Annotated in this window: 19 protein-coding genes; 5 read left to right on the top strand and 14 right to left on the bottom strand. The window is 74.5% G+C overall.

Going from position 1 to position 22,247, the window contains the following annotated elements; genetic code table 11:
* Positions 1–15: 15 nt before the first annotated feature.
* Positions 16–537 carry a carboxymuconolactone decarboxylase family protein gene (locus HHL19_RS12505; RefSeq protein ID WP_169088656.1) on the top strand — a complete coding sequence of 174 codons (522 nt, stop codon included), beginning with the start codon at positions 16–18 and terminating at the stop codon, positions 535–537.
* 54 nt (positions 538–591) lie between these two features.
* On the opposite strand, the gene HHL19_RS12500 is transcribed toward HHL19_RS12505, so the two are convergent.
* From HHL19_RS12500 to HHL19_RS12485, 4 genes are all read right to left on the bottom strand, one after another.
* Positions 592–1,581 (bottom strand): malate dehydrogenase, encoded by a 990-nt coding sequence (locus HHL19_RS12500; RefSeq protein WP_169088654.1) that lies wholly within the window; start codon positions 1,579–1,581, stop codon positions 592–594.
* Between the two features lie 171 nt (positions 1,582–1,752).
* Positions 1,753–2,910, bottom strand: a complete 1,158-nt coding sequence (locus tag HHL19_RS12495; protein ID WP_169088652.1) for a DUF2690 domain-containing protein — start codon at positions 2,908–2,910, stop codon at positions 1,753–1,755.
* A 208-nt stretch (positions 2,911–3,118) separates the two neighbouring features.
* Complete coding sequence (locus HHL19_RS12490) at positions 3,119–3,604, bottom strand: DUF3017 domain-containing protein (protein ID WP_169088650.1); 486 nt, start codon at positions 3,602–3,604, stop codon at positions 3,119–3,121.
* Between the two features lies 1 nt (position 3,605).
* Complete coding sequence (locus tag HHL19_RS12485; RefSeq protein ID WP_169088648.1) at positions 3,606–4,466, bottom strand: bifunctional methylenetetrahydrofolate dehydrogenase/methenyltetrahydrofolate cyclohydrolase; 861 nt, start codon at positions 4,464–4,466, stop codon at positions 3,606–3,608.
* 283 nt (positions 4,467–4,749) lie between these two features.
* On the opposite strand from HHL19_RS12485, the gene HHL19_RS12480 reads away from it, so the two are divergent.
* Positions 4,750–5,388 carry a hypothetical protein gene (locus HHL19_RS12480; RefSeq protein ID WP_169088646.1) on the top strand — a complete coding sequence of 213 codons (639 nt, stop codon included), beginning with the start codon at positions 4,750–4,752 and terminating at the stop codon, positions 5,386–5,388.
* Positions 5,389–5,449: 61 nt separating this feature from the next.
* Here HHL19_RS12480 and HHL19_RS12475 read toward each other — a convergent pair whose 3' ends face one another.
* The 3 genes from HHL19_RS12475 to purN all read right to left on the bottom strand — a co-directional run bounded on the left by HHL19_RS12475 (position 5,450) and on the right by purN (position 9,157).
* Positions 5,450–6,886: a DUF2079 domain-containing protein gene (locus tag HHL19_RS12475; RefSeq protein ID WP_169088644.1), complete on the bottom strand. Its 1,437-nt coding sequence runs from the start codon at positions 6,884–6,886 to the stop codon at positions 5,450–5,452.
* Positions 6,887–6,987: 101 nt separating this feature from the next.
* Entirely contained in the window at positions 6,988–8,547 is a 1,560-nt protein-coding gene (gene purH, locus HHL19_RS12470) for a bifunctional phosphoribosylaminoimidazolecarboxamide formyltransferase/IMP cyclohydrolase (RefSeq protein ID WP_169088642.1), read from the bottom strand.
* Positions 8,528–9,157: a phosphoribosylglycinamide formyltransferase gene (gene purN / locus HHL19_RS12465; protein ID WP_169088640.1), complete on the bottom strand. Its 630-nt coding sequence runs from the start codon at positions 9,155–9,157 to the stop codon at positions 8,528–8,530. The genes purH and purN overlap by 20 nt, the downstream gene beginning before the upstream one ends.
* A 219-nt stretch (positions 9,158–9,376) precedes the next feature.
* On the opposite strand from purN, the gene HHL19_RS12460 reads away from it, so the two are divergent.
* On the top strand, positions 9,377–10,156 hold the full coding sequence (locus tag HHL19_RS12460) for a hypothetical protein (protein WP_169088638.1): 780 nt from the start codon (positions 9,377–9,379) through the stop codon (positions 10,154–10,156).
* On the opposite strand, the gene HHL19_RS12455 is transcribed toward HHL19_RS12460, so the two are convergent.
* A complete protein-coding gene (locus tag HHL19_RS12455) occupies positions 10,153–11,634 on the bottom strand; it encodes a DUF6350 family protein (protein WP_206324752.1) in 1,482 nt (493 codons plus the stop codon). The two genes, HHL19_RS12460 and HHL19_RS12455, sit on opposite strands and share 4 nt — an antisense overlap.
* Positions 11,635–11,754: 120 nt before the next feature.
* On the opposite strand from HHL19_RS12455, the gene HHL19_RS12450 reads away from it, so the two are divergent.
* A complete protein-coding gene (locus tag HHL19_RS12450; RefSeq protein WP_169088636.1) occupies positions 11,755–13,008 on the top strand; it encodes a helix-turn-helix domain-containing protein in 1,254 nt (417 codons plus the stop codon).
* 84 nt (positions 13,009–13,092) lie between these two features.
* On the opposite strand, the gene sucD is transcribed toward HHL19_RS12450, so the two are convergent.
* The 6 genes from sucD to HHL19_RS12420 form a co-directional block, all read right to left on the bottom strand.
* The gene (gene sucD / locus HHL19_RS12445) at positions 13,093–13,977 is read right to left on the bottom strand and encodes a succinate--CoA ligase subunit alpha (RefSeq protein ID WP_169088634.1); all 885 of its coding nucleotides are present in this window, start codon (positions 13,975–13,977) and stop codon (positions 13,093–13,095) included.
* Between the two features lie 21 nt (positions 13,978–13,998).
* Entirely contained in the window at positions 13,999–15,177 is a 1,179-nt protein-coding gene (sucC, locus tag HHL19_RS12440) for an ADP-forming succinate--CoA ligase subunit beta (protein WP_169088632.1), read from the bottom strand.
* A 399-nt stretch (positions 15,178–15,576) separates the two neighbouring features.
* Positions 15,577–16,731: a VWA domain-containing protein gene (locus HHL19_RS12435; protein ID WP_169088630.1), complete on the bottom strand. Its 1,155-nt coding sequence runs from the start codon at positions 16,729–16,731 to the stop codon at positions 15,577–15,579.
* Positions 16,728–19,037 carry a DUF5682 family protein gene (locus tag HHL19_RS12430; protein WP_169088628.1) on the bottom strand — a complete coding sequence of 770 codons (2,310 nt, stop codon included), beginning with the start codon at positions 19,035–19,037 and terminating at the stop codon, positions 16,728–16,730. The genes HHL19_RS12435 and HHL19_RS12430 overlap by 4 nt, the downstream gene beginning before the upstream one ends.
* Positions 19,034–20,191, bottom strand: coding sequence for an AAA family ATPase (locus tag HHL19_RS12425; protein WP_169088626.1), 1,158 nt, complete (start codon positions 20,189–20,191; stop codon positions 19,034–19,036). The genes HHL19_RS12430 and HHL19_RS12425 overlap by 4 nt, the downstream gene beginning before the upstream one ends.
* 107 nt (positions 20,192–20,298) lie before the next feature.
* Positions 20,299–20,712, bottom strand: a complete 414-nt coding sequence (locus HHL19_RS12420) for an MmpS family transport accessory protein (RefSeq protein ID WP_169088624.1) — start codon at positions 20,710–20,712, stop codon at positions 20,299–20,301.
* 169 nt (positions 20,713–20,881) lie between these two features.
* Between HHL19_RS12420 and HHL19_RS12415 the strand changes: the two genes are divergently transcribed.
* The gene (locus tag HHL19_RS12415; protein WP_169088622.1) at positions 20,882–22,186 is read left to right on the top strand and encodes an SWIM zinc finger family protein; all 1,305 of its coding nucleotides are present in this window, start codon (positions 20,882–20,884) and stop codon (positions 22,184–22,186) included.
* The last annotated feature ends 61 nt before the right edge of the window (positions 22,187–22,247 follow it).

The raw sequence follows: 22,247 nt of genomic DNA, 5'->3' as shown, positions 1-22,247 counted from the left end.
GCGTACGGTGGCTCCATGACCACCACCGTCACGCACTCCCCCGCTCAGGCCCCCGCCCAGGCCCTCGCCCACGAGCACACCCCGCGCATGCCCTTCGCCGAGCGCGTCCCCGACTTCTACCGGGCGATGCTCCGCCTGGAGCAGGAGGCCGCCAAGGGCGTGGACCCGGCGCTCTACCACCTGATCAAGATCCGCGCCTCGCAGCTCAACCACTGCGCCTTCTGCCTCGACATGCACACCAAGGACGCTCTCGCCGACGGCGAGTCCGTGGAGCGGGTCGTACAGCTCTCCGCCTGGCAGGAGTCGAAGCACTTCTACACCGAGCGCGAGCTGGCCGCGATCGCCCTCACCGAGGCGGTCACCGTCCTCACCGACGGCTTCGTCCCCGACGAGGTGTACGCCGCGGCCGCCGCGCACTTCGACGAGGAGGAGCTCGCCAAGGTGATCGCCGCGATCGTCGTCATCAACTCCTGGAACCGGATCGCCGTCACGACCCGCATGGTCCCGGGCCACTACACCCCGCGCGGCGCGCACTGACAAAGGCGAGGAGCCCCCCGGTCGGACGACCGGGGGGCTCCTCCGCGTTCACGCTCAGATGAGGCCGAGCTCGCGGACCGCGTCGCGCTCCTCCGACAGCTCCTTGACGGAGGCGTCGATGCGGGCGCGGGAGAAGTCGTTGATCTCCAGGCCCTGGACGATCTCGTACTTGCCGTCCTTGCAGGTGACGGGGAAGGAGGAGATGAGGCCCTCGGGGACGCCGTAGGAGCCGTCGGACGGGACGCCCATGGAGGTCCAGTCGCCCTCGGCGGTGCCGTTGACCCACGTGTACACGTGGTCGATGGCGGCGTTGGCGGCCGAGGCGGCGGAGGAGGCGCCACGGGCGTCGATGATCGCGGCGCCGCGCTTGGCGACGGTCGGGATGAAGGTGTCGGCCAGCCACGCCTCGTCGTTCACGACCTCGGCGGCGTTCTTGCCGGCGATCTGCGCCTGGAAGATGTCCGGGTACTGGGTCGCGGAGTGGTTGCCCCAGATGGTGAGGCGCTTGATGTCCGTGACGGAGGAGCCGGTCTTCTGGGCCAGCTGCGTCAGCGCGCGGTTGTGGTCCAGGCGGGTCATCGCGGTGAAGCGCTCGGCCGGGACGCCCTTGGCGGCCGACTGGGCGATGAGGGCGTTGGTGTTGGCCGGGTTGCCGACGACGAGGACCTTGATGTCGTCCGCGGCGTGGGCGGCGATGGCCTCGCCCTGCGGCTTGAAGATGCCGCCGTTGGCGGCGAGCAGGTCGCCGCGCTCCATGCCCGGACCGCGCGGGCGGGCGCCGACGAGCAGGCCGATGTTCGCGCCCTCGAAGCCCTTGTTCGGGTCGTCGAAGATGTCGATGCCCTTGAGCAGCGGGAACGCGCAGTCGTCGAGCTCCATGGCGGTGCCCTCGGCGGCCTTCACGCCCTGCGGGATCTCGAGGAGGCGCAGCTTGACCGGCACGTCCGCGCCGAGCAGGTGGCCGGAGGCGATGCGGAAGAGCAGCGCGTAGCCGATCTGGCCGGCCGCGCCGGTCACGGTGACATTCACGGGAGTGCGGGTCATGGCGATCTCCGTAAGACAGCTGGCGGTGGGGTTCCCTGCCCCTGTGGCTGGATATCGCTCACTTGATCGATCGATGTCTCGACGTGAAGAGATATCCGGCGGTCAGGCTATCGGACCTTGGCCCCGCTGCACCCCCACCCCCTTGTGGTGCGGCTCACCTCCCGCACCGTTTCACCCTCCCGTGCAGCCGTCCTCGCCGCCGGAGAGGCTCGCGCAGGCGCGCGCGGCGCCCCCGGAGTCGACCGGGATCATCGCGGTGTACGCGCCTCCGCCCCCGTCCGGGCGGACGTTGGCGACCCGGACGGCGGTGCCGGCCTGGACGCTGACCTCGTCCCCGGTGGCGCCTCCGCTGATCCGCGCCCAGGCCGCGGCGCAGACCTCGCTGTGCCGGACCTCGACGAGGGCGGCGCCGATGCGGGTACGGGCGACGGTGGTGGCGAGCGGTCCGCCGCACCCCATGTCCTCCGGGTCGAGCCCGCCGCAGTCCGCGCCGGTGCAGCGGACGCCGTCGGGGAGGCTGGGGCCGGGCGTCGGGGCGGTGATGGTGGCGGGCGGGGGCGGCGCGGCCGCCGGTTGCCTCCCGGTCCCGCCGAGGTCGACGAGGAGCACGGCGGCGGTGACGACGAGCGCGGCGCCGACGATCCCGGCGACGTAGAGCAGCGGCGAGCCCCGCCGGGACGCCCGGGCGGGCGAAGGCCCGGGTTCCGGTGCCGGTGCCGGCACCGGTGCCGGCACCGGAACGGGAACGGGCACCGGCGCCTGCACGGGCCGGATGCGCATGGTCCGATCGGCCGGATCGATCAGGTCGGCCACGGCGGCCGGGCCAGTCGGGTCGGCCGGGCCGGGCAGGTCGGCCGGACCAGCCGGACCAGCCGGGCCAGTCGAGTCGGCCGGACCGGTCGGGTCGGTCGGACTAGTCGGGTCGGCCGGGCCGGGCAGGTCGGTCGGGCCGGGCAGGTCGGTCGGGCCGGGCAGGTCGGTCGGTGCGCCCTCCGGGGCCGGGCCCTGCTCCCGTACGTCCGCCGCCGCCCCCTCCTCCGGCACCGCGCGCTCGCGCAGGAGTCGTTTCCAGGCGCGGTCGGCGTGCTCCCAGTGGGCGGTGAGCGGGCCGAGGTCGGCGCCGGTCACGTCGGAGAGCGCGACGACGGCGCTCCTCGGCACGGGCCTGGCGGCGTTCGCGTACGCGTCCCAGTCGGCCCGGTCGTGGCCGGTGCGCTCGGCGACCGCGCCGACGCCGAGTCCGCTGCGGTCGATGACCAGCCGGACCCGTTCCACGAACGTCCGCACGTCCGGATCGAGTTCGCCGGACAGCGCCTTCCACGCCGACATGCGCACCCCCTCGTCGATGTTCCTCGAAGGATGGCAGTTCCGGGCTGCGAGCGGGACCCGGTCGGTGGGCGCGGATGTACCGGAATGGTCACCTCCGTGCCACAGCGGACGGCGTGAACTTGCCCTTCGTTGGCGCGTACATGACCCTTGATCACGGGACGGCGCCCGCCCTCCCACGGGGGAGAGGGCGGGCGCCGTCATCACACCCTCAGGTCACCGTCAGATGGAGGACGTCCTCCAGGAACGGGATCCGGAGCCAGGGCTTCGGCTGCACCATGAGCGCGAGCAGCACGATCAGCCCGCCCATCACCCCGTACGTGATCATGTCGGTGAAGCGCGAGCGGACCGCGAGCATGCCCACCGAGGGCAGCAGCCTGCGGAGCACCGCGCCGAGCAGCAGCGCGGCCCCCACCAGCATCGTCCCGATCCGGAAGGACTGCCAGAAGGGGTCCGTCCCCACCACGAGCAGTCCGAGGGCCGCCGTCCCGAGCACGAGGAGCAGCGGCCACTGACGGGCCGGCGCCGGGGCGTCGCCGCCCGCCGCCCGGCCGCCGCCCTCGGGGCGGGCCGTGTCGGTGGTGACCGTCGGCGGCCGGCGCGAGCCCCGCACCCGGCGGACCTTCGACACCCGGCCGCGCGGCAGCTCCCGCGGGCCGTCAGGGCTCCCGGGGGCGGCCGGGCTCCCCGAGGTCATCTCAGAGCGCCGCGGCCGCGCGCTCCGCGGCCTCGACGACGTTCACGAGCAGCTGCGCGCGGGTCATCGGGCCCACGCCGCCGGGGTTCGGGGAGATCCAGCCGGCCACCTCGGTGACGTCCGGGTGGACGTCGCCCAGGATCTTGCCCTCGGCGTTGCGCGAGACGCCGACGTCGAGGACGGCCGCGCCGGGCTTCACGTCCTCCGGCTTGATCAGGTGCGGCACGCCGGCGGCGGCCACGATGATGTCGGCGTTCCGCAGGTGCGCCGAGAGGTCGCGGGTGCCGGTGTGGCACTGGGTCACGGTGGCGTTCTCGGAGCGGCGGGTCAGGATGAGCGGCATCGGGCGGCCGATGGTGACACCGCGGCCGACGACCACGACCTCGGCGCCGCTGATCTCCACGCCGTGGGCGCGGAGCAGGGTGACGATGCCGTTCGGCGTGCAGGGCAGCGGGGCGGGCTCGTTGAGCACCAGCCGGCCGAGGTTGGTCGGGTGCAGGCCGTCGGCGTCCTTCGCCGGGTCCATCAGCTCCAGGATCCGGTTCTCGTCGATGCCCTTCGGCAGCGGCAGCTGGACGATGTAGCCGGTGCAGGCCGGGTCCTCGTTGAGCTCCCGGACGACCGCCTCGATCTCCTCCTGCGTGGCGGACGCGGGGAGTTCGCGCTGGATGGAGGCGATGCCGACCTGCGCGCAGTCGCGGTGCTTGCCGGCCACGTACTTCTGGCTGGCCGGGTCGTCGCCGACCAGGACGGTACCGAGACCGGGCGTCACGCCCTTCTCCTTGAGGGCCGCCACGCGGACGGCGAGTTCGGACTTGATCGCGGCCGCGGTGGCCTTGCCATCGAGAATCTGGGCGCTCATGGGGACATCCTCGCGGATGACCCCCGCCCAGTTCCAATTCGGTCCCGGGAGGCTCCCGCCCGGCTCCCGCCAGGGATTCCCGGAAAGCCGGGCAGGTCGGAACGGAGAGTTGCACTTGCACAACTCCGGTGCGTATCGACTGGACAACACGTCGGAGCTACGGCGACGATGACCAGCGCAGTGCCGCGGGAAGTGCCGGGGGGAGTCCGCTCACGTGCCGTGAAAGTTCCTCCGCGCGGGCCGCGTCGTCCCCGCACGAGAACATTCACGGAGGAAAGCCCCGATGAGCTTCGGCGAACCGAACAACCCCTACGGCCAGCAGCCGCAGGGCCAGCAGCCGGGCTACGGCTACCCGCAGGCCCCCCAGGGGGTCCCGCCGCAGGGCCAGTACGGCTACCCGGCCGCCCCGCCGGTCTCGCCGTACGGCGCGTACCCGGGCGGCCCGGGCATGGTGCCGCAGTCGATGCCGGGCCTGCTGACGACGGCGCGCGTCTTCCTGTACCTGATCTCGGCGGTGCAGATCCTCGCCGGCATCGCCTACGTGTACGCGGCGAGCATCGCCAGCGACGCCTCGGACCTCGCGTCCGAGTACGGCAGCGGCAGTGACAACCCGTTCGAGGACATCGGCGACTTCGCGGCCGGCGCCGCCATCGTCCTCGCCCTCATCTTCCTGGGTCTCGCCGCCCTCTCGATCACGCTCGCGGTCAAGTTCGGCAGCGGCGGCCAGGGCGTGCGGATCACCACGGTGATCTACGGCGCGCTCGGCACCATCGTGGGCGCCATCGGCCTCTTCATCGGGCTCGACTCGGGCCTGGCCACGGCCGTGATCTTCCCGCTGATCTGGGTCACCTTCGGCGTGATCATCACGCTCGCCCCGGTGGTCCCCAGCGGCACCGCCTGGTTCTCCCGCCCGCGCTACTGATCCGCGCGGTACGCCGAAGGGCCCGGCTCCTCGATGGGAGCCGGGCCCTTCGGCGTACCCGCTACTTCTTCCTCAGCACCGCGAAGCCCTCCGAGCGGTGGACGATCTCGTACGCCGCCTCCGGGTGCAACTGCGAAGCCGTCACGGCAGGGTCCGAGGTCTGGCCGGACCAGCCGCGCAGGTCGAGCGCGAGGTAGTCGGGGGTGGCGCCCTTCGCGGTGCCCACCCAGTAGACCTTGTGGTCGGCGGTGAGGTGCGCGAGGAGGGGCACGTCGGCTTCGACGGAGGCGCCCTCGGGGACCGCCGCGACGGCCGCGCGGGCCTGCTCGGCGCGGACGTCGGCGGCGTACGTCTCCGGTTTCAGCAGCTCCCGCAGCGGCAGGTTCGCGGCGAGGGCGAGCGCGACGGCCGTCGCGGCGGCGACGGCGACCTTGCCGTACGCGGCGAGCCAGGGGCGCGGCGAGGTGCGCACCGCGCGGACCGCGTCGACCAGGGCCAGGAAGACGATCGGCATCAGGACGGCGCTGTAGTGCCAGTGCATGCCCCAGTGGTTGGCGTCCTGGGAGACGAAGCGCCAGCCGAGGGTGGGCAGGGCGAGCAGCACCAGCGGGGAGCGCAGCGCGAGGAAGCCGGTGATCGCGAGGAGGTAGAGGACCATCTCCCAGCGCTCGCCGGAGGTCAGCGCGTCCGCGGCGATCTGGACGAGGGAGGTCTCGGCGCCGCCGCCGGTCGTCTCGATCTTGGCCCAGTAGTCGTACTGGCCGAGCTTGCTGGCGGTCGGGATGAGGACGAGGACCGTCAGCGCGAAGAAGGCGGCGCCGAAGCCCGCGAGGGCCGCGCCGAGCTTCCTCTGCCCCTTGAGCGCGAGGACGACGCCGACCATGGCGACGGTCAGCCCCATGTCCTCCTTGACGAGGACGAGCGGCGCCGACCAGCCGACGGCGGCGGTCCAGCGGCCGAGGAGCAGCGCCCGGCAGGTGAGGGCGAGCAGCGGGACGGCGAAGGCGATCTCGTGGAAGTCGGACTTCACCGCCTCCTGGAGGCCCCAGGAGAGGCCGTACGCGACGGTGAGGGCGATGCCGGTGGCGCGGCTGCCGAGGATCTGCTGGGCGGTGCGGCCGACGATCACGGCGGAGCCGGCGAAGAGCGCGGCCTGCGCGAAGAGCAGCGAGACCGGCGAGGGCCAGAGCCAGTAGAGCGGCGCGAGGAGCGCCGTCACCGGGCTGAAGTGGTCGCCGAGTATCGGGAAGCCGGGGCCCTTGATCTCGGAGACGGGGACCCTGAACTCGGCGTAGGAGCGGACGGCCTGCCCGAAGATGCCGAGGTCCCAGGAGGGGGTGCGGAAGTGGTCGTACTGCACCCAGGAGTAGAGGAAGTACGCGGCGGTGAGCAGGACGGCGACGAGCACGTACGGGAGGTACGGGACGGGTGCCGGGTCCTGGCCCCCGGCGGGCCGCTCGTCGGCGGGGTCCGCAGCGGGCTTTCTCAGTACGTCCAACACCACGTCTCCACTACTGCCGGCCGGCCCGGGGCCTGACCATTAGACCAGAGACGGGTACAGGGCCTTCCTGAAGAGGAAGACCCTGTACCCGTGTGGCGTCAGTGGAAGAAGTGGCGGGTGCCGGTGAAGTACATCGTCACGCCGGCCTTCTTCGCGGCCTCGACGACGAGCTCGTCGCGCATCGAGCCGCCGGGCTGGACGACCGCCTTCACGCCGGCCGCGGTGAGGATCTCCAGGCCGTCGGGGAAGGGGAAGAAGGCGTCGGAGGCCGCGTACGAGCCGCGGGCGCGCTCCTCGCCGGCCCGCTCGACGGCGAGCTTGGCGGAGTCGACGCGGTTGACCTGGCCCATGCCGACGCCGACGGAGGCGCCGTCCTTGGCGAGGAGGATCGCGTTGGACTTGACCGCGCGGCAGGCCTTCCAGGCGAAGGCGAGCTCGGCGAGCTCCTCGGCGGAGAGGGCGTCGCCGGTGGCGAGGGTCCAGTTCGCCGGGTCGTCGCCCTCGGCCTGGAGGCGGTCGGTGACCTGGAGGAGGGCGCCGCCGTCGACGGGCTTGACCTCGACGGGGTTGCTGGGGGCGCCCTCGGCGCGCAGCACGCGGATGTTCTTCTTCTTGGCGAGGACCTCGACGGCCCCGTCCTCGTACGCCGGGGCGACGATGACCTCGGTGAAGATCTCGGCGACCTGCTCGGCCATCTCGACGGAGACCGGGCGGTTGACGGCGATGACGCCGCCGAAGGCGGACAGCGGGTCGCAGGCGTGGGCCTTGCGGTGGGCCTCGGCGACGTCGGCGCCGATCGCGATGCCGCACGGGTTGGCGTGCTTGATGATCGCGACGCAGGGCTCGGTGTGGTCGTACGCGGCCCGGCGCGCGGCGTCGGTGTCCGTGTAGTTGTTGTACGACATCTCCTTGCCGTGCAGCTGCTCGGCCTCGGCGAGGCCGCCAGTGCCGTCGACGTAGAGCGCGGCGCCCTGGTGCGGGTTCTCGCCGTAGCGCAGGACGTTCTTGCGCGCGTAGGTGGCGCCGAGGAAGTCGGGGAAGCCGCTGTCGTCGGCCGCCGCATAGTCGTCGGCGAACCAGGAGGCGACGGCCACGTCGTACGCGGCGGTGTGCTGGAAGGCCTCGCCGGCGAGCCGCTTGCGGGCGGTCAGGTCGAAGCCGCCGGCCTGGACGGCGGCGAGCACGTCCGCGTACCGCTCGGGGCTGGTGACGATGGCGACCGACGGGTGGTTCTTGGCGGCGGCGCGGACCATCGACGGGCCGCCGATGTCGATCTGCTCGACGCACTCGTCCGGGGTGGCGCCGGAGGCGACGGTCTCGCGGAACGGGTAGAGGTTCACGACGACCAGGTCGAAGGGCTCCACGCCGAGCTCGGCGAGCTGCTCGCGGTGCGACTCCAGGCGCAGGTCGGCGAGGATGCCGGCGTGCACGCGCGGGTGCAGGGTCTTGACGCGGCCGTCCAGGCACTCGGGGAAGCCGGTGAGCTCCTCGACCTTGGTGACCGGGACGCCGGCGGCGGCGATCCTGCCCGCGGTGGAGCCGGTGGAGACGAGCTCGACACCGGCCTCGTGCAGACCGCGGGCCAGCTCCTCCAGACCGGTCTTGTCGTAGACGCTGACCAGCGCGCGGCGGATGGGCTTAACGGTGTCCGTGTTCACCGATCTGAACCTTTCGTCCCTCAATGCGGTAGCCGTGCCGGGCGAGACGCCCCACGACGTCGACGAGCAGCGAGCGCTCGACTTCCTTGATGCGCTCGTGCAGAGCGGATTCATCGTCCGACTCCCGGACCTCGACCACGCCCTGGGCGATGATCGGGCCGGTGTCGACGCCGTCGTCGACGAAGTGGACGGTGCACCCGGTGACCTTCACGCCGTGGGCGAGCGCGTCACGCACCCCGTGGGCACCGGGAAAACTGGGGAGGAGCGCCGGGTGGGTGTTGACGACCCGGCCGCCGAAGCGGGCGAGGAACTCCTTGCCGAGGATCTTCATGAACCCGGCCGAGACGACGAGGTCCGGCTCGTGGGCGGCGGTGGCCTCGGCCAGGGCGCGGTCCCACTCCTCGCGGCTCGCGTGGTCCTGCACCCGGCACACGAAGGTGGGGATCCCGGCCCGCTCGGCCCGCTCCAGACCGGCGATGGCGTCACGGTCGGCGCCGACGGCGACGATCTCCGCGCCGTAGCCCTCGGGGTCGGCGGCGATGCCGTCGAGCAGGGCCTGGAGGTTGGTACCGGACCCGGAGACCAGGACGACAAGGCGGGCGGCAGCCACAGGGTCACTCTTTCCGTGGTTATTTGTGCGGTCCTACGAACGAATCGTGCCCGCCGATACGGGGAACCCTACGAATGGCTCGACCGTCAGCAACGATACCGGCACACGGGACGGCCCCCACGGGACGGGGGCGGAGCAGGGGGGTAGCGTCAGGGTCCGACGCCGGTCACGCCGCCCGGTGCGAAGCGGTCACGACGACAGAGGGAAGACGTCCAGCAGATGCCGGATCGCCAGTCCACGAACGACAACAACCCGTTCGCCCCGCCGCCCGAGGGCACTCCCGACCAGCCGTGGCAGCCGCGCCGGCCGGACGGTTCCGCGGGCTCCGGCGGCTCGGACGGATCGGGCGCTTCGGGCGGCTCCGGCGGCTCGGACGGCGACGACGACGGCTCCTCGTCGCCCGTGACGGGCGGCGCCGACGGGCGGTGGAGCCCGCGCCAGCCGGGCCGTTCCTCGGCCGGCTTCGGACGCGGCCCGGAGCGCGGCGCCGACCGCCAGGGCGGTCAGGGCGGCTCGGGACCCGAGCGGCCCGGACTGCGCTGGGACCCCACGGACCCGGCGCAGCGGCGCGCGCGGTACGCGGTCCTCGGCGGCATGTGGGCCTTCTTCTTCGCGATCTTCGACATCCCGGAGCTGGCCCTGCTGCTCGGCGCGCTGTCGCTGTACTGGGCGGTCAGCTCGCTGCGCGCCAAGCCGAAGGCGGCGGCGGAGACCGCGGCGCGGGTGTCGCCGGAATCACAGGGCGCGTCCCAGCCCTCGGGACAGCCGTCCGCGGCGCCCGGCGCCCCGAACCCGGCCCGCTCGATGCGGACGGCGGCGATCAGCGGCCTGGTCGCCTCGTCCGTGGCCCTGCTGATCGTGGGCTTCGGCTTCACGATGCAGCTGGTCTACAAGGACTTCTACGAGTGCCGGGACGACGCCCTCACCCACGCGGGCGCGGTCGCCTGCAACGACCTGCTGCCCAAGCCGCTGCGGGACGGGTTCGGGGTGCGCGACTAGAGCTCTTTCTCCGCTGTCGGCTCCGACCCGGTCGCCCCGGTCGTTCCTGACGGCCGGGGCGGTTCCCTGTGCGGGAGCGGGGTCTCCCAGGACGCGGGGAAGTAGTCGTACGGCACGTAGCCGTCGTCCTCGTCCTCCTCGCCGCCGTCCGGGGAGGCGGGGGCGGGCACGGAGGCGGGCACGGTGGTGACCGCGAGGGCCGGTTCCGGTGCCGTGACCGCCCGGGCCTTCTTCGACGCCTTCGACGCCTTCGGCGGCTTCGGCGGCTTCGGTTCCTTCGGCTGCTTCGGGCGGGGTACCCGGCGGCCCCAGGCCCGTACCGCCAGCGCCGTCGGCAGGCCGACGACGACGCCCCACAGCACCGCCGCCGCGCCCGCCTGCCACCACACCGGGCCGAAGGCGAGCAGCCGGCCCGAGCCCAGCGGGCCGCCCGCCGCGCCCGCGAGGACGGCGACCGCCGCCCCGGACACCCAGGCCGCGCCCAGCGCCGCGAGCGCCGTCTCGCGGGCCCGGCCGGTGCCGGTGGAGCGGCCCACCGAGCGGCCGAGGGCCAGCGCCGCGAGCAGCGGCACGGCCGCCGCCGCCCATTGCGGCCAGCCGCCGCGCCCCTCCGGCGGCAGCGCCGCCAGGAGCGGGAAGGGCGGTACGGCGGGGTCGCCGACGAGGCCCAGCGGGGTCGCGAGCGCGCCCGTGCCGAGGGCGAAGCCGGGGCCGAGCCCGTACGCGGCGGCCCACACGGCGGCGTTCGGCAGCAGCGCGAGGACGAGCAGCGCCAGCGCCACCCGACCGGACCACTCCCCCGCGATTCCCTCGTACGAGGCCCGCGCCGCGCCCGCGCGCCAGACGAGGGCGGTCCCGGCGAGGACGGCGCCGCCCGCGAGGAGCGTCACCAGTGCGGTGCCCGCCCCGCGCAGTGCGGCGGCGGCCTCCTCGCGGCCCGGCAGCGGCCGCCCCAGCGCCGCCCAGACGCCGGCGCCGGTCGCACCGAGGACCACGCCGGGCAGCCACAGCCCGGCGGTGACGAGTTCCGCGGGGAGCGGGCCGCTCTCGGTGTAGACCACGATCACGGCCGCGACCAGCAGATAGCCGCCGGACACGGCGCCGAGCGCGCCGGCCGGCGAGGGCCGGGGGCGGTTCTCGTCGGCGGGATCGAGGGTGGACCGGGCGGTCCGGTACAGCAGCCAGACCGGCAGCACGGAGGGCAGCAGCGGCACGATCCCCAGCGGCGCGGGGAGCCCGCCGAGGGTGTCGGTGCGGATCAGGTCCACGCCGTGGGCGAGCAGCCAGAGCCCGGCGGCGAGGTGGAGGGCGCCGCCGGCGCCGCTGTCGGGGAACGGCGAGCTGATCCAGGCCACGATCACCAGGACCGCGAGCGCGCCGACGCCGAGTCCGGCGGCGACCCCGCCGCGGACGCAGGCGGTGGCGAACGCGGCGGAACGCCCGCCCTGGACCAGGGAGTGCTCGGTCAGGTGGGTCACGGGGGCCATGCTGCCAACGACACGCGCTTTCGCGGCGTAACAGGCAAACATCCGTTGTGTCGCTCAAGATACGTTTATGTACTTTTCCGCCCAGAGGTGCGCTGCGGGAGGTCGACACCGATGAGCCAGACGAGCCGGGGCGGCGACACCGCGCCCCCCTCCACCGCCACCGCGCTGCCGACCCCGAAGGAGCGGCGCCGGCTGCGCGAGGCGCTCTCCCTGAGCGAGGAGCAGGTCGCCGAGGCGATGGGCGTCACGAAGGCCACCGTGAAGGCCTGGGAGACCGGCCGCTCCGCCCCGCGCGGCCGCAAGCGCGAGGCGTACGCGAAGCTGCTCGGCGGCGCGCCGGACACCGCCCCGGACAGCGCCGCGGACGCCACCCCGGACGCCGTCTCCGAGGAGACCCCGGGCACCCGCACCGGAAAACCGGCGCCCGCGCCCGCGCCCGCCAACGTACGGCCCAAGGCCGCCGTGAAGCGCGCCGCGAAGCCCCCGAAGGCGCCCTCCCGGCCCGAGCAGCGCAGGAAACCGGAGCCGGAATCCGTCGGCGAACCCGCGCCCGCGCCCGTGCCCGGGCTCACGCCCGAGGAGGCGTTCGACGCGCTGTACGGGTACGCGGCTCCCGGCCTCGTCCACCAGGCGTATCTGCTGACCGGGCGCCGGCACCTCTCCCGGGAGGCCGTCGAGCACGCCTTCCGGCACGCCTGGGAGCACTGGCCCGAGGTGGCCACGGACGCCGACCCGGTCGGCTGGGTGCGGGCGGCGGCGTACGAGTACGCCCTCTCGCCCTGGCACCGGCTGCGCCGCGCCCACCGGCATCCCGACGCCCCGCCGACCGAGGCCGGGCGGCGGGCGCTGCTCGGCGCGCTGCTCGACCTGCCCGCGCCGTACCGCCGTACCGTCCTGCTCTACGACGGGCTCGGGCTCGATCTGCCCGAGACGGCCGCCGAGACGGAGGCGAGCACCCCGGCCGCCGCCAACCGGCTGCTGTACGCGCACGCGGAGCTCGGCCGGCGGGTGCCGGAGCTGGCCGAGCCCGAGGCGCTCCAGCGGCGGCTCGCCACGCTGGTCGCGGAGGCTCCGACGGCGACGCTGCCGGGGGCCCGCGCGGTCCGGGGCGGCAGCGAGCGGCGGACCCGGCGGATGACCCGGGCGGTGGTCGGGGCGACGGCGGTCCTCGCCTGCGTCACGGCGCTGACGGCGGCGACGGCGCCGACCCGCTACATCCCGGAGATCGCGCCCGGCCAGACCGTCAACGGCGTGCCGGTGCGCGGCGGGCCGCAGAAGCTCGGCGAGGAGGACATCGAGCTGCGCGACCGGCTGCGCTCCGAGCCGAACCCCGGCCCCGAGCGGCTGGTGCCGCGCGCCGAGTAGCGGGTACGCGCGTGGGCCCCGCCCTTCCGGTCTCCCGGAGGGGCGGGGCCCACGCGCTTACGGCCTGTCAGGCGGTGCCGTGCGTCAGCCCGCGAGGATGGCGCGCGCCAGCTTGGCGGTCTCGGTGGGGGTCTTGCCGACCTTCACACCGGCGGCCTCCAGGGCCTCCTTCTTCGCCGCGGCGGTGCCGGAGGAGCCGGAGACGATGGCGCCGGCGTGGCCCATGGTCTTGCCCTCGGGGGCGGTGAAGCCCGCGACGTAGCCGACGACCGGCTTGGTGACGTTGGCCTTGATGAAGTCGGCCGCACGCTCCTCGGCGTCGCCGCCGATCTCGCCGATCATGACGATCAGGTCGGTGTCGGGGTCCGCCTCGAAGGCCGCGAGGGCGTCGATGTGCGTGGTGCCGATGACCGGGTCGCCACCGATGCCGACGGCGGAGGAGAAGCCGAGGTCACGGAGCTCGTACATCATCTGGTACGTCAGCGTGCCGGACTTCGAGACCAGGCCGATGCGGCCCGGCTTCGTGATGTCGCCCGGGATGATGCCGGCGTTGGACTGGCCCGGGGTGATGAGACCGGGGCAGTTCGGGCCGATGAGGCGGGTCTTGTTGCCCTTCTCCACGGCGTACGCGTAGAACGCGGCGGAGTCGTGGACGGCGATGCCCTCGGTGATGACGACGGCGAGGGGGATCTCGGCGTCGATCGCCTCGACGACGGCGGCCTTGGCGAAGGCCGGCGGCACGAAGAGGACCGAGACGTTGGCGCCGGTCTCCTTCATGGCCTCGGCGACGGAGCCGAAGACGGGGACCTCGGTGCCGTCGAAGTCGACCTTGGTGCCGGCCTTGCGCGGGTTCACGCCGCCGACGATGTTGGTGCCGTCACCCAGCATGAGCTTGGTGTGCTTCATGCCCGTGGCACCGGTCATGCCCTGGACGATGACCTTGCTGTCCTTGTTGAGGAAGATAGCCATGGCTGTTCTGTCCCTCTTCCCTTACTTCGCGGCCGCGAGCTCGGCGGCCTTGTCGGCCGCGCCGTCCATGGTGTCCACGCGCTGCACGAGCGGGTGGTTGGCGTCCGACAGGATCTTGCGACCCAGCTCCGCGTTGTTGCCGTCGAGACGGACGACGAGCGGCTTGGTGACCTCTTCGCCCTTCGAGGCGAGGAGCTCCAGGGCCTGCACGATGCCGTTGGCGACCTCGTCACAGGCGGTGATGCCGCCGAAGACGTTGACGAAGACGGACTTGACGTCCGTGTCGCCGAGGATGATCTCCAGGCCGTTCGCCATGACCTCGGCGGAGGCGCCGCCGCCGATGTCGAGGAAGTTGGCCGGCTTCACGCCGCCGTGGTTCTCACCGGCGTACGCGACGACGTCCAGGGTCGACATGACCAGGCCGGCGCCGTTGCCGATGATGCCGACCTCGCCCTCCAGCTTGACGTAGTTGAGGCCCTTGGCCTTGGCGGCGGCCTCCAGCGGGTTGGCCGCGGCCTTGTCCTCCAGGGCCTCGTGCTCCGGCTGGCGGAAGTCGGCGTTCTCGTCGAGCGAGACCTTGCCGTCGAGGGCCAGGATGTCGCCGGAGGCGACCTTGGCCAGCGGGTTGACCTCGACGAGGAGGGCGTCCTCGGCGACGAAGGTCTTCCACAGGGTCACCAGGACGTCGGCGACCTTCTCGGCGACCTCGGCCGGGAACTGGGCCGCGGCGACGATCTCGCGGGCCTTCTCGATGTCGACGCCCTTGTTGGCGTCCACCGCGACCTTGGCGACCTTCTCGGGGGTCTCCTCGGCGACCTGCTCGATGTCCATGCCGCCGGCGACGGAGGCGATGGCGAGGAAGGTGCGGTTGGTGCGGTCGAGGAGGTACGAGACGTAGTACTCCTCGACGATCTCCGGAGCGGTCTCCGCGATCATCACCTTGTGGACCGTGTGGCCCTTGATGTCCATGCCCAGGATGTCCGTCGCGCGGGCGACGGCCTCGTCCGGGGTGGCGGCGAGCTTGACGCCGCCGGCCTTGCCGCGGCCGCCGACCTTCACCTGGGCCTTGACGACCGACTTGCCGCCAAGACGCTCGGTGGCCTCGCGCGCCGCCTCAGGCGTGTCGATGACTTCACCGGCCAGCACCGGTACGCCGTGCTTGGCGAAGAGGTCCCTCGCCTGGTACTCGAACAGGTCCACGCGCGTCCCTTTTCTAGATGATCGCGGTTCGTTGTCTGCGTGGGCGTGCCGCGGAGGGCAACGTGACTGCGCTGTCACTAGGGAGGCGTACACGGTGACCGTGGACGCGGCATGTCCGTCCCGCAGGTTATCCCCGTGGGCCGTTGGTCCCTAAATCGCAGATCACAACCCAGCGGTGATACGGGTCACAGAACGTAGGGGCGAAAGGGCTGTCCGTGGGCGCCCTCGGACCGCCTCCCGCCCACCACCGGGCAGGCGGGAGGCGGGGTTTGCCCCCCTCACGCCACGCCGGCCCACCGGGTGAGGGCCACCTGGCCGCGGATGTGATATGGGCCTCAGTGGGCCCGGGCGCGCCCGTCCGGGTGGCCCGTCGGCGACGGAATCCGCACGGGACCGGGCTCAGTCGGTGTCGGGTATCGGCAGCGGCCGCTTCTCCAGGGCGGCGGCCATCACCTCGGGGAAGAGGTCGGGGGTGCAGGCGAAGGCGGGGGCGCCGAGGGCGGCGAGGGCGGCGGCGTGCTCCCGGTCGTAGGCGGGGGCGCCCTCGTCGGAGAGGGCGAGCAGGGCGACGAACTGCACCCCGGACGCCTTCATCGCCGCGACCCGCTTCAGCATCTCGTCGCGGATGCCGCCCTCGTACAGGTCGCTGACGAGGACGACGACGGTGTCGGCGGGGCGGGTGATCCGCGACTGGCAGTAGGCGAGGGCGCGGTTGATGTCGGTGCCGCCGCCGAGCCGAGTGCCGAAGAGGACGTCGACGGGGTCGTCGAGCGCGTCGGTGAGGTCCACGACGGAGGTGTCGAAGACGACAAGCCGGGTGGCGACGGCCCGGAGCGAGGCGAGGGCGGCGCCGAAGACGGAGGCGTACACGACGGAGGCGGCCATCGAGCCGGACTGGTCGACGCAGAGCACGATCTCCTTGCGGACCGCCCGGGAGGCGCGGCCGTGGCCGATCAGCCGCTCGGGGACGACCGTGCGGTGCTCGGGGAGGTAGTGCTTGAGGTTGGCCCGCAGGGTGCGGTCCCAGTCGATGTCCCGGTGGCGGGGGCGGCCGGTCCGGGCCGTGCGGTCGAGGGCGCCGGTGACCGTCGCCCGGGTGCGCGCCGAGAGCCGGGCCTCCAGGTCGTCGACGACCTTGCGGACGACGGCGCGGGCGGTCTCCCGGGTGGTCTCCGGCAGCGCCTTGTTCAGGGAGAGCAGGGTGCCGACGAGGTGCACGTCGGGCTCGACGGCCGCCAGCGTCTCCGGCTCCAGGAGGAGCGTGGCGAGCCCGAGCCGGTCGATGGCGTCGCGCTGCATGATCTGCACGACGGAGGTGGGGAAGTAGCCGCGGATGTCGCCGAGCCAGCGGGCGACGGAGGGCGCGGAGCCGCCGAGCCCGCCCCTGCGCTCCCGGCCGTCCTTGCCGTCCGCGCCGTCTCCGGTGTCGTAGAGGGCGGCGAGGGCGGCGTCCATGCCGGCGTCGGTGCCGGTCAGGGCGCGGCCCGTGGTCTCGGCGGCGGCGCCGCCCAGGACGAGGCGCCAGCGGCGCAGCCGCTCGTCGGTGCCGCTCATGCGGGGGCCTCCGTACCGAGGACGAGGGCGAGGAGGGGGAGGACGGCGTCCGCCCGCTCCTCGTCGAGGGTGGTGGCGAAGCCGGGGACGAGGGCGGCGGAGCCGGGCCCGGCGGCCTCGGGCCCCCGGGCGGCGAGCTCGCCGAGGGCCCGCCGCACCCCCGGCTCGTACGCCCCGAAGGTGCGCCGCAGCAGCGGCAGCACGGCGGTGAACGCCTCGGCCGGTACGCCGGTGAGCCAGCCGTCCAGGAGGGCGAGGAGGCGCTCGTCGTGGACGAGCAGCAGTCCGCCGCCGGGGCCGCCGACGAAGCCGTCGGTCCAGGCGGCGGCGTCGGCGGGCGGGGTGCCGGGCGAGAGGGCGAGGCCCATGAGCCGCGCCGTCTCGTCGTCGGGCAGCCGCCCCTCGTCGAGGAGGATCCGCACGGCCCGGCCCCGGACGGCGCCGGGCACCCGCTCCCCGGCGGCGAGCCGGCGCAGGGTGCCGGCCCAGCGGGAGGCGAGGGCGGCGGGGTCGTCGGCCGGCGCGGGGTCGGGGAGGAGGGCGATCGCGGTGTGGACGGCGTCCAGGCGCTCGCGCATCCGGTCGGCGGCGTCCGCGTCGAGCCCGGCGCAGGCGGGCGGGAGGCCGACGCGGATCCGCTCGGCCAGGCCGGTGGCGACGTCGGCGAGGGCGGCGGTGTCGGTGCCGCGGACGTCGCCGTAGCGCAGGGCGCGGGCGAGGGCCGGGAGGGCGTCGGCGAGGTGGGCCACGTCGGTGTCGAGGGCGGCCCGCTCGGCGAGGGCGCCGAGGACGGCGGGGAGGGCGTCGGTGAGGCCGGCGAGGAGGCAGCGCTCGGCGAGGCCGGTGATCTCGCCGAGGCCGGCCGCGGTGAGGGCCAGGGACTCGGCCCTGGCGGTGGCGGCGGCCTCGACGGTGGTGCCCCAGACGCCGGCCTCGGCAACCCTGACGTGCAGTTCGGGCTGCCAGCGCAGCAGCCACGACTCGCGGAAGGTGCCGGTGCCGGTGCGGCCGGCGGCGGGCAGGCCCCAGTCGACGCCGAGGAGCCGGAGCCGGTGGAGGAGGCGGCTGCGGGCGGCGTCGGTGTCGCGGCGCAGGTCGAGGTCGAGGTCGCGCTCCTCGGCCGCGGGGGTGAGGCGGAGGCTCCGGCGGAGCCGGTCGAGGTCGCGCTGGAGCGGGACGGCGGGCGCGGCGGCCGGGACCTCGCCGAGGACGTCGCCGACGACGAGCCGGTCCCTGACGAGGGCGAGCGGCACGTCGGAGCCCTCGCAGAGGACGGCCCGGACGGCGTCGGTGGTCTCGGCGAGGCCGGGGCGCGGCCGGCCGCGCAGGGCGGCGAGGGTCTCGGCGAGGCGGACGGCCTCGATGACGTGGGCGGAGGAGACGGGGTGGTCGGCCTCCCGGAGGAGAGCGGCGCACCGTGTCATCCACCGCTCGACGGGCCGGTCGGGGGCGGCGAAGAGGTGGCCGTACCAGCCGGGGGACTCGATCCCGGCGCCGTATCCGGAGCGGCGGGCGAGTCGGCGGTGGGTCCAGGGGACCCAGGTCAGCTCGGCCTTCACCTTGGGCAGGCCTTTGAGGAGGGCGCGGTCGGCGGTGGCGGTGGTGCGGGCGGCGAGGGCGGGGACGTGCCAGGCGCCGCAGACGACGGCGACGGCGTCGCCGAACTCCTTGCGGGCGGCGCGCAGTTTCAGCCGCATGTGGGCCTCGCGGACCGGGTCGCGCGGCCGGCCGCCGTGTCCGTACCGCTCGCGCAGGGCGGTCATGGCCTCGGCGAGGGCCGCGAAGGGGGCGAGGGGGTCGCTGTCGCCGCGGAGTTCGACGACGTCCTCCCACCACTGCTCGGGGTCCTCCCGCCCGGCGGCGCGGGCGAGTGCGGCGAGCGGGTCGACGGGGGCGGAGCCGTCGGCCTCGTCCTCGCCGTCGCCCCAGGTGGGGTCGGTGGCGGCGAGGGTGTGGGCGGCGGGCAGGTCGACGAAGCGGACGGGGACTCCCCGGGCGAGGGCCCAGCGCAGCGCGGTCCACTCGGGCGAGAAGGCGGCGAAGGGCCAGAAGGCGGCCCGGCCGGGGTCGTCGACGGCGTGGGCGAGGAGGGCGACGGGCGGCCGCATCTCCGGGTCGGCGGCGAGCGCGGCCAGCGCGTCGGCCTCGGCGGGGCCCTCGATCAGGACCGCGTCGGGCCGGGCCGCGTCCAGGGCGGCGGCCACCCCGCGCGCGGAGCCGGGCCCGTGGTGCCGGACCCCGAGCAGCAGCGGCCAGGCCGTCTCGCGCGCCCGGGGCTGCGCGGGTACCGTGGCGAGGGCGGTCATGCGCTCACCTCGCGGCAGGCGCGGTAGAAGTCCTTCCAGCCGTCGCGCTCTCTCACCACCGTCTCCAGGTACTCCTGCCAGACGACCCGGTCGGCCGCCGGGTCGCGGACGACGGCGCCGAGGATGCCGGCGGCGACGTCCGAGGGGCGCAGCACGCCGTCCCCGAAGTGGGCGGCGAGCGCGAGGCCGCCGGTGACGACGGAGATGGCCTCGGCGGTGGAGAGCGTCCCCGAGGGGGACTTGAGCGTGGTCCGGCCGTCGGCGGTGACGCCGTCGCGCAGTTCGCGGAAGACGGTGACGACCCGCCGGATCTCCTCGACGCCCTCGGGCGGGGCGGGCAGTTCGAGGGAGCGGCCCAGCTGCTCGACCCGGCGGGCGACGATGTCCACCTCGTCCTCGGGGGTGGCGGGCAGGGGCAGCACGACGGTGTTGAAGCGGCGCCGGAGCGCGCTGGACAGCTCGTTGACGCCCCGGTCGCGGTCGTTGGCGGTGGCGATGAGGTTGAAGCCGGGGACGGCCTGGACCTCCTCGCCGAGTTCGGGGACGGGCAGGGTCTTCTCGGACAGGATCGTGATGAGCGAGTCCTGCACGTCGGCGGGGACCCGGGTCAGCTCCTCGACGCGGGCGGTCGCCCCGCGCTCCATGGCGCGCATGACGGGGCTGGGGACGAGCGCGGCGCGGCTGGGGCCCTCGGCGAGCAGCCGGGCGTAGTTCCACCCGTACCGGATGGCCTCCTCGGGGGTGCCGGCGGTGCCCTGCACGAGGAGGGTGGAGTCGCCGCTGACGGCGGCGGCGAGGTGCTCGGAGACCCAGGTCTTGGCGGTGCCGGGGACGCCGAGGAGGAGCAGTGCCCGGTCGGTGGCGAGCGTGGTGACGGCGACCTCGACGATGCGCCGGGGGCCGACGTACTTGGGTGTGATCACGGTGCCGTCGGGGAGCGCGCCGCCGAGGAGGTAGGTGGCGACGGCCCAGGGCGAGAGGCGCCAACGGGCGGGCCGGGGGCGGTCGTCGGCGGCGGCGAGCGCGGCGAGCTCGTGGGCGAAGGCGTGTTCGGCGTGGGGCCGCAGGGCCTCGGCGGGCCCCGGGCGGCCCGGGCCGGTGTCCGTCACGGCACCGGCGTCGGGCTGCTGGGTGGTGGTTGCGGGCACCATCATGGATCCCCCTCCAGATCGTTCGACCTGCTGTGCGATCCACGGTGCACCACGCCACTGACAATCGGCTCGCGCCGCAGGTCAGCGGTGCAATCGAGGGGTGGGGACGGTCAGTTGAAGACCGGGGAGACGGCGACGCAGCCGCCGGACATGGCCTGCTCGCCCTTGGCCTCCTTGATGACCTTGCCCTGGTAGACGACCTTGCAGGTGAGGTCGGCGGGCTCGGCGGAGACGGGCATGACGGCGGGCGGCATGATGCCGTGCAGCTTCACGGTCCTGGTCCACGGCACGGTCGGCTTCTTGTCGCTCGCGACCTGCGGCTGCATCGCGGTGCCGTCGCCGGCGTGGTACTCGATCGTCTCCACGGCCGTGCCGGTGACCTCGTAGGTCACCTCGTAGCTTTCGGTGACGGCCTTGTCGACCTGGTCGGCGGCCTTGTCGGCCGCCTCGGAACAGGCCCCGAGCCCGAACGCGAGGCCGACGACGGCGAGGGCCGAGACGGCGGTGCGGACGGTGCGGTTCATGGTGGTACTCCCCCTGCACGGTGGTGCGGTCGAAGGGCTCACGCTGGTTCGCGCGAGCTCGCACAGCACCGTAAAGGACCGGTAAAGCGAAGGTGTCGCCGGGGTCCTCCTCCGGAAGAGAATCCCCAGGTCAACTGCGTTGTCAGTGGCGGAGAATACCGTCAGGTACATGAATGCGACGGGGACGCGCTGGACGGCTGAGCAGGTGCGGGCACTGGCTCCTGACGAGGTGTCGCGCAGAGCGGGCGGCGCGCTCGGCACGGCCGGGCCGTGGAGCGGCGCGGGCGGCCGCGACGGGGTCGTCTGGGGGCAGTGCGCGGGCAGCGGCCGCACGCCGTACCGCACGGTCGTGGACACCTCGGGGCCCGTGTACGCGTGCACCTGCCCGAGCCGCAAGTCCCCCTGCAAGCACGCGCTCGGCCTGCTGCTGCTCTGGGCGGCGGGCGACCCGGCCGTGCCGGACGGGGCCGAACCGCCCGGCTGGGCCGCCCGCCGGCTCGCGCCGCGCCCGGCGCCGGCGGCGGCACCGGCCGATCCCGAGGCGGCCCGCCGCCGGGCCGAGCGCCGGGCGGCCCGGGTGACGGCGGGCGCGGAGGAGCTGGAGCGGCGGCTCACCGACCTGGTCCGCGGCGGGCTCGCGGCGGCCGGCCGCCAGGGGTACGGCCTGTGGGAGGAGACCGCGGCCCGCATGGTCGACGCGCAGGCGCCCGGGCTCGCGGCCCGGGCCCGCGAGCTCGGCGCGATACCGGGCTCGGGCCCGGGCTGGCCGGTGCGGCTCCTGGAGGAGTGCGCGCTCGCCCATCTCCTGGACCGCGCCTGGCTGGCCGCCGACCGGCTGCCCGCCGGTCTGGCGGCGACGGTGCGGACCCGGGTCGGCCTCCCGTCCGTCCCGGCCGGCCCGGCGGTACGGGACCGCTGGCTGGTCCTCTCCCGGTACGACACCGGGGACGGCCGGCTGACGACCCGTCGCATCTGGCTGTACGGCACGACCGGCGGCCGTACGGCCCTGCTGCTCTCGTACGGCGCGGCGGGCCGCGCCCCCGCCCTCACCCTGCCGGTCGGCGCCCTCCTCGACGGCGAACTCACCCCGCACGCGGGCTCAGGACAGCTCCGCGCGGACCCCGGCGAGCTGGTCCCGGCCCCCGGCCCGGCCGCCCCGCCGCCGGGCGGCCCGGTCGGCGCGGCCCTCGACGCGTACGGCCGCGCCCTGCGCGAGGACCCCTGGCTGGAGTCCTGGCCGGTGACGCTCACCCAGGTCGTCCCCGCCCCCACGGAGTACGGCTGGCAGCTCGCCGACGCCGACGGCCGCGAGGCCCTCCCCCTGACACCCCCGCCCCGCCCCACCCTCTGGCGCCTCCTGGCCCTGTCGGGCGGCACCCCCCTCACGGTCTTCGGCGAATGCGGCCCCAGAGGCTTCACCCCCTTGACGGCCTGGTCCCGGGAGTCCCCGGAGGACCCGGTCCCCTTGACGTGACCTGCCCCGCCCCCGCCGTGTGGGCGGATGGGCACACGGAACGGCGCCCTGTTGCCGCGCC

Source organism: Streptomyces sp. R302 (assembly GCF_012927245.1).
In the GTDB taxonomy this organism is placed as follows: Bacteria; Actinomycetota; Actinomycetes; order Streptomycetales; family Streptomycetaceae; genus Streptomyces.
Note: the sequence above shows the minus strand (reverse complement) of the source record. Positions and strands in the feature narration are given on the sequence as shown.

Excerpts from the sequence above, each read along its gene's own strand:
- HHL19_RS12505 (WP_169088656.1), top strand. The coding sequence starts at position 16 with ATGACCACCACCGTCACGCACTCCCCCGCTCAGGCCCCCGCCCAGGCC.
- HHL19_RS12500 (WP_169088654.1), bottom strand. The coding sequence starts at position 1,581 with ATGACCCGCACTCCCGTGAATGTCACCGTGACCGGCGCGGCCGGCCAG.
- HHL19_RS12495 (WP_169088652.1), bottom strand. The coding sequence starts at position 2,910 with ATGTCGGCGTGGAAGGCGCTGTCCGGCGAACTCGATCCGGACGTGCGG.
- HHL19_RS12490 (WP_169088650.1), bottom strand. The coding sequence starts at position 3,604 with ATGACCTCGGGGAGCCCGGCCGCCCCCGGGAGCCCTGACGGCCCGCGG.
- HHL19_RS12485 (WP_169088648.1), bottom strand. The coding sequence starts at position 4,466 with ATGAGCGCCCAGATTCTCGATGGCAAGGCCACCGCGGCCGCGATCAAG.
- HHL19_RS12480 (WP_169088646.1), top strand. The coding sequence starts at position 4,750 with ATGAGCTTCGGCGAACCGAACAACCCCTACGGCCAGCAGCCGCAGGGC.
- HHL19_RS12460 (WP_169088638.1), top strand. The coding sequence starts at position 9,377 with ATGCCGGATCGCCAGTCCACGAACGACAACAACCCGTTCGCCCCGCCG.
- HHL19_RS12450 (WP_169088636.1), top strand. The coding sequence starts at position 11,755 with ATGAGCCAGACGAGCCGGGGCGGCGACACCGCGCCCCCCTCCACCGCC.
- sucD (WP_169088634.1), bottom strand. The coding sequence starts at position 13,977 with ATGGCTATCTTCCTCAACAAGGACAGCAAGGTCATCGTCCAGGGCATG.
- HHL19_RS12435 (WP_169088630.1), bottom strand. The coding sequence starts at position 16,731 with ATGAGCGGCACCGACGAGCGGCTGCGCCGCTGGCGCCTCGTCCTGGGC.
- HHL19_RS12430 (WP_169088628.1), bottom strand. The coding sequence starts at position 19,037 with ATGACCGCCCTCGCCACGGTACCCGCGCAGCCCCGGGCGCGCGAGACG.
- HHL19_RS12425 (WP_169088626.1), bottom strand. The coding sequence starts at position 20,191 with ATGATGGTGCCCGCAACCACCACCCAGCAGCCCGACGCCGGTGCCGTG.
- HHL19_RS12420 (WP_169088624.1), bottom strand. The coding sequence starts at position 20,712 with ATGAACCGCACCGTCCGCACCGCCGTCTCGGCCCTCGCCGTCGTCGGC.
- HHL19_RS12415 (WP_169088622.1), top strand. The coding sequence starts at position 20,882 with ATGAATGCGACGGGGACGCGCTGGACGGCTGAGCAGGTGCGGGCACTG.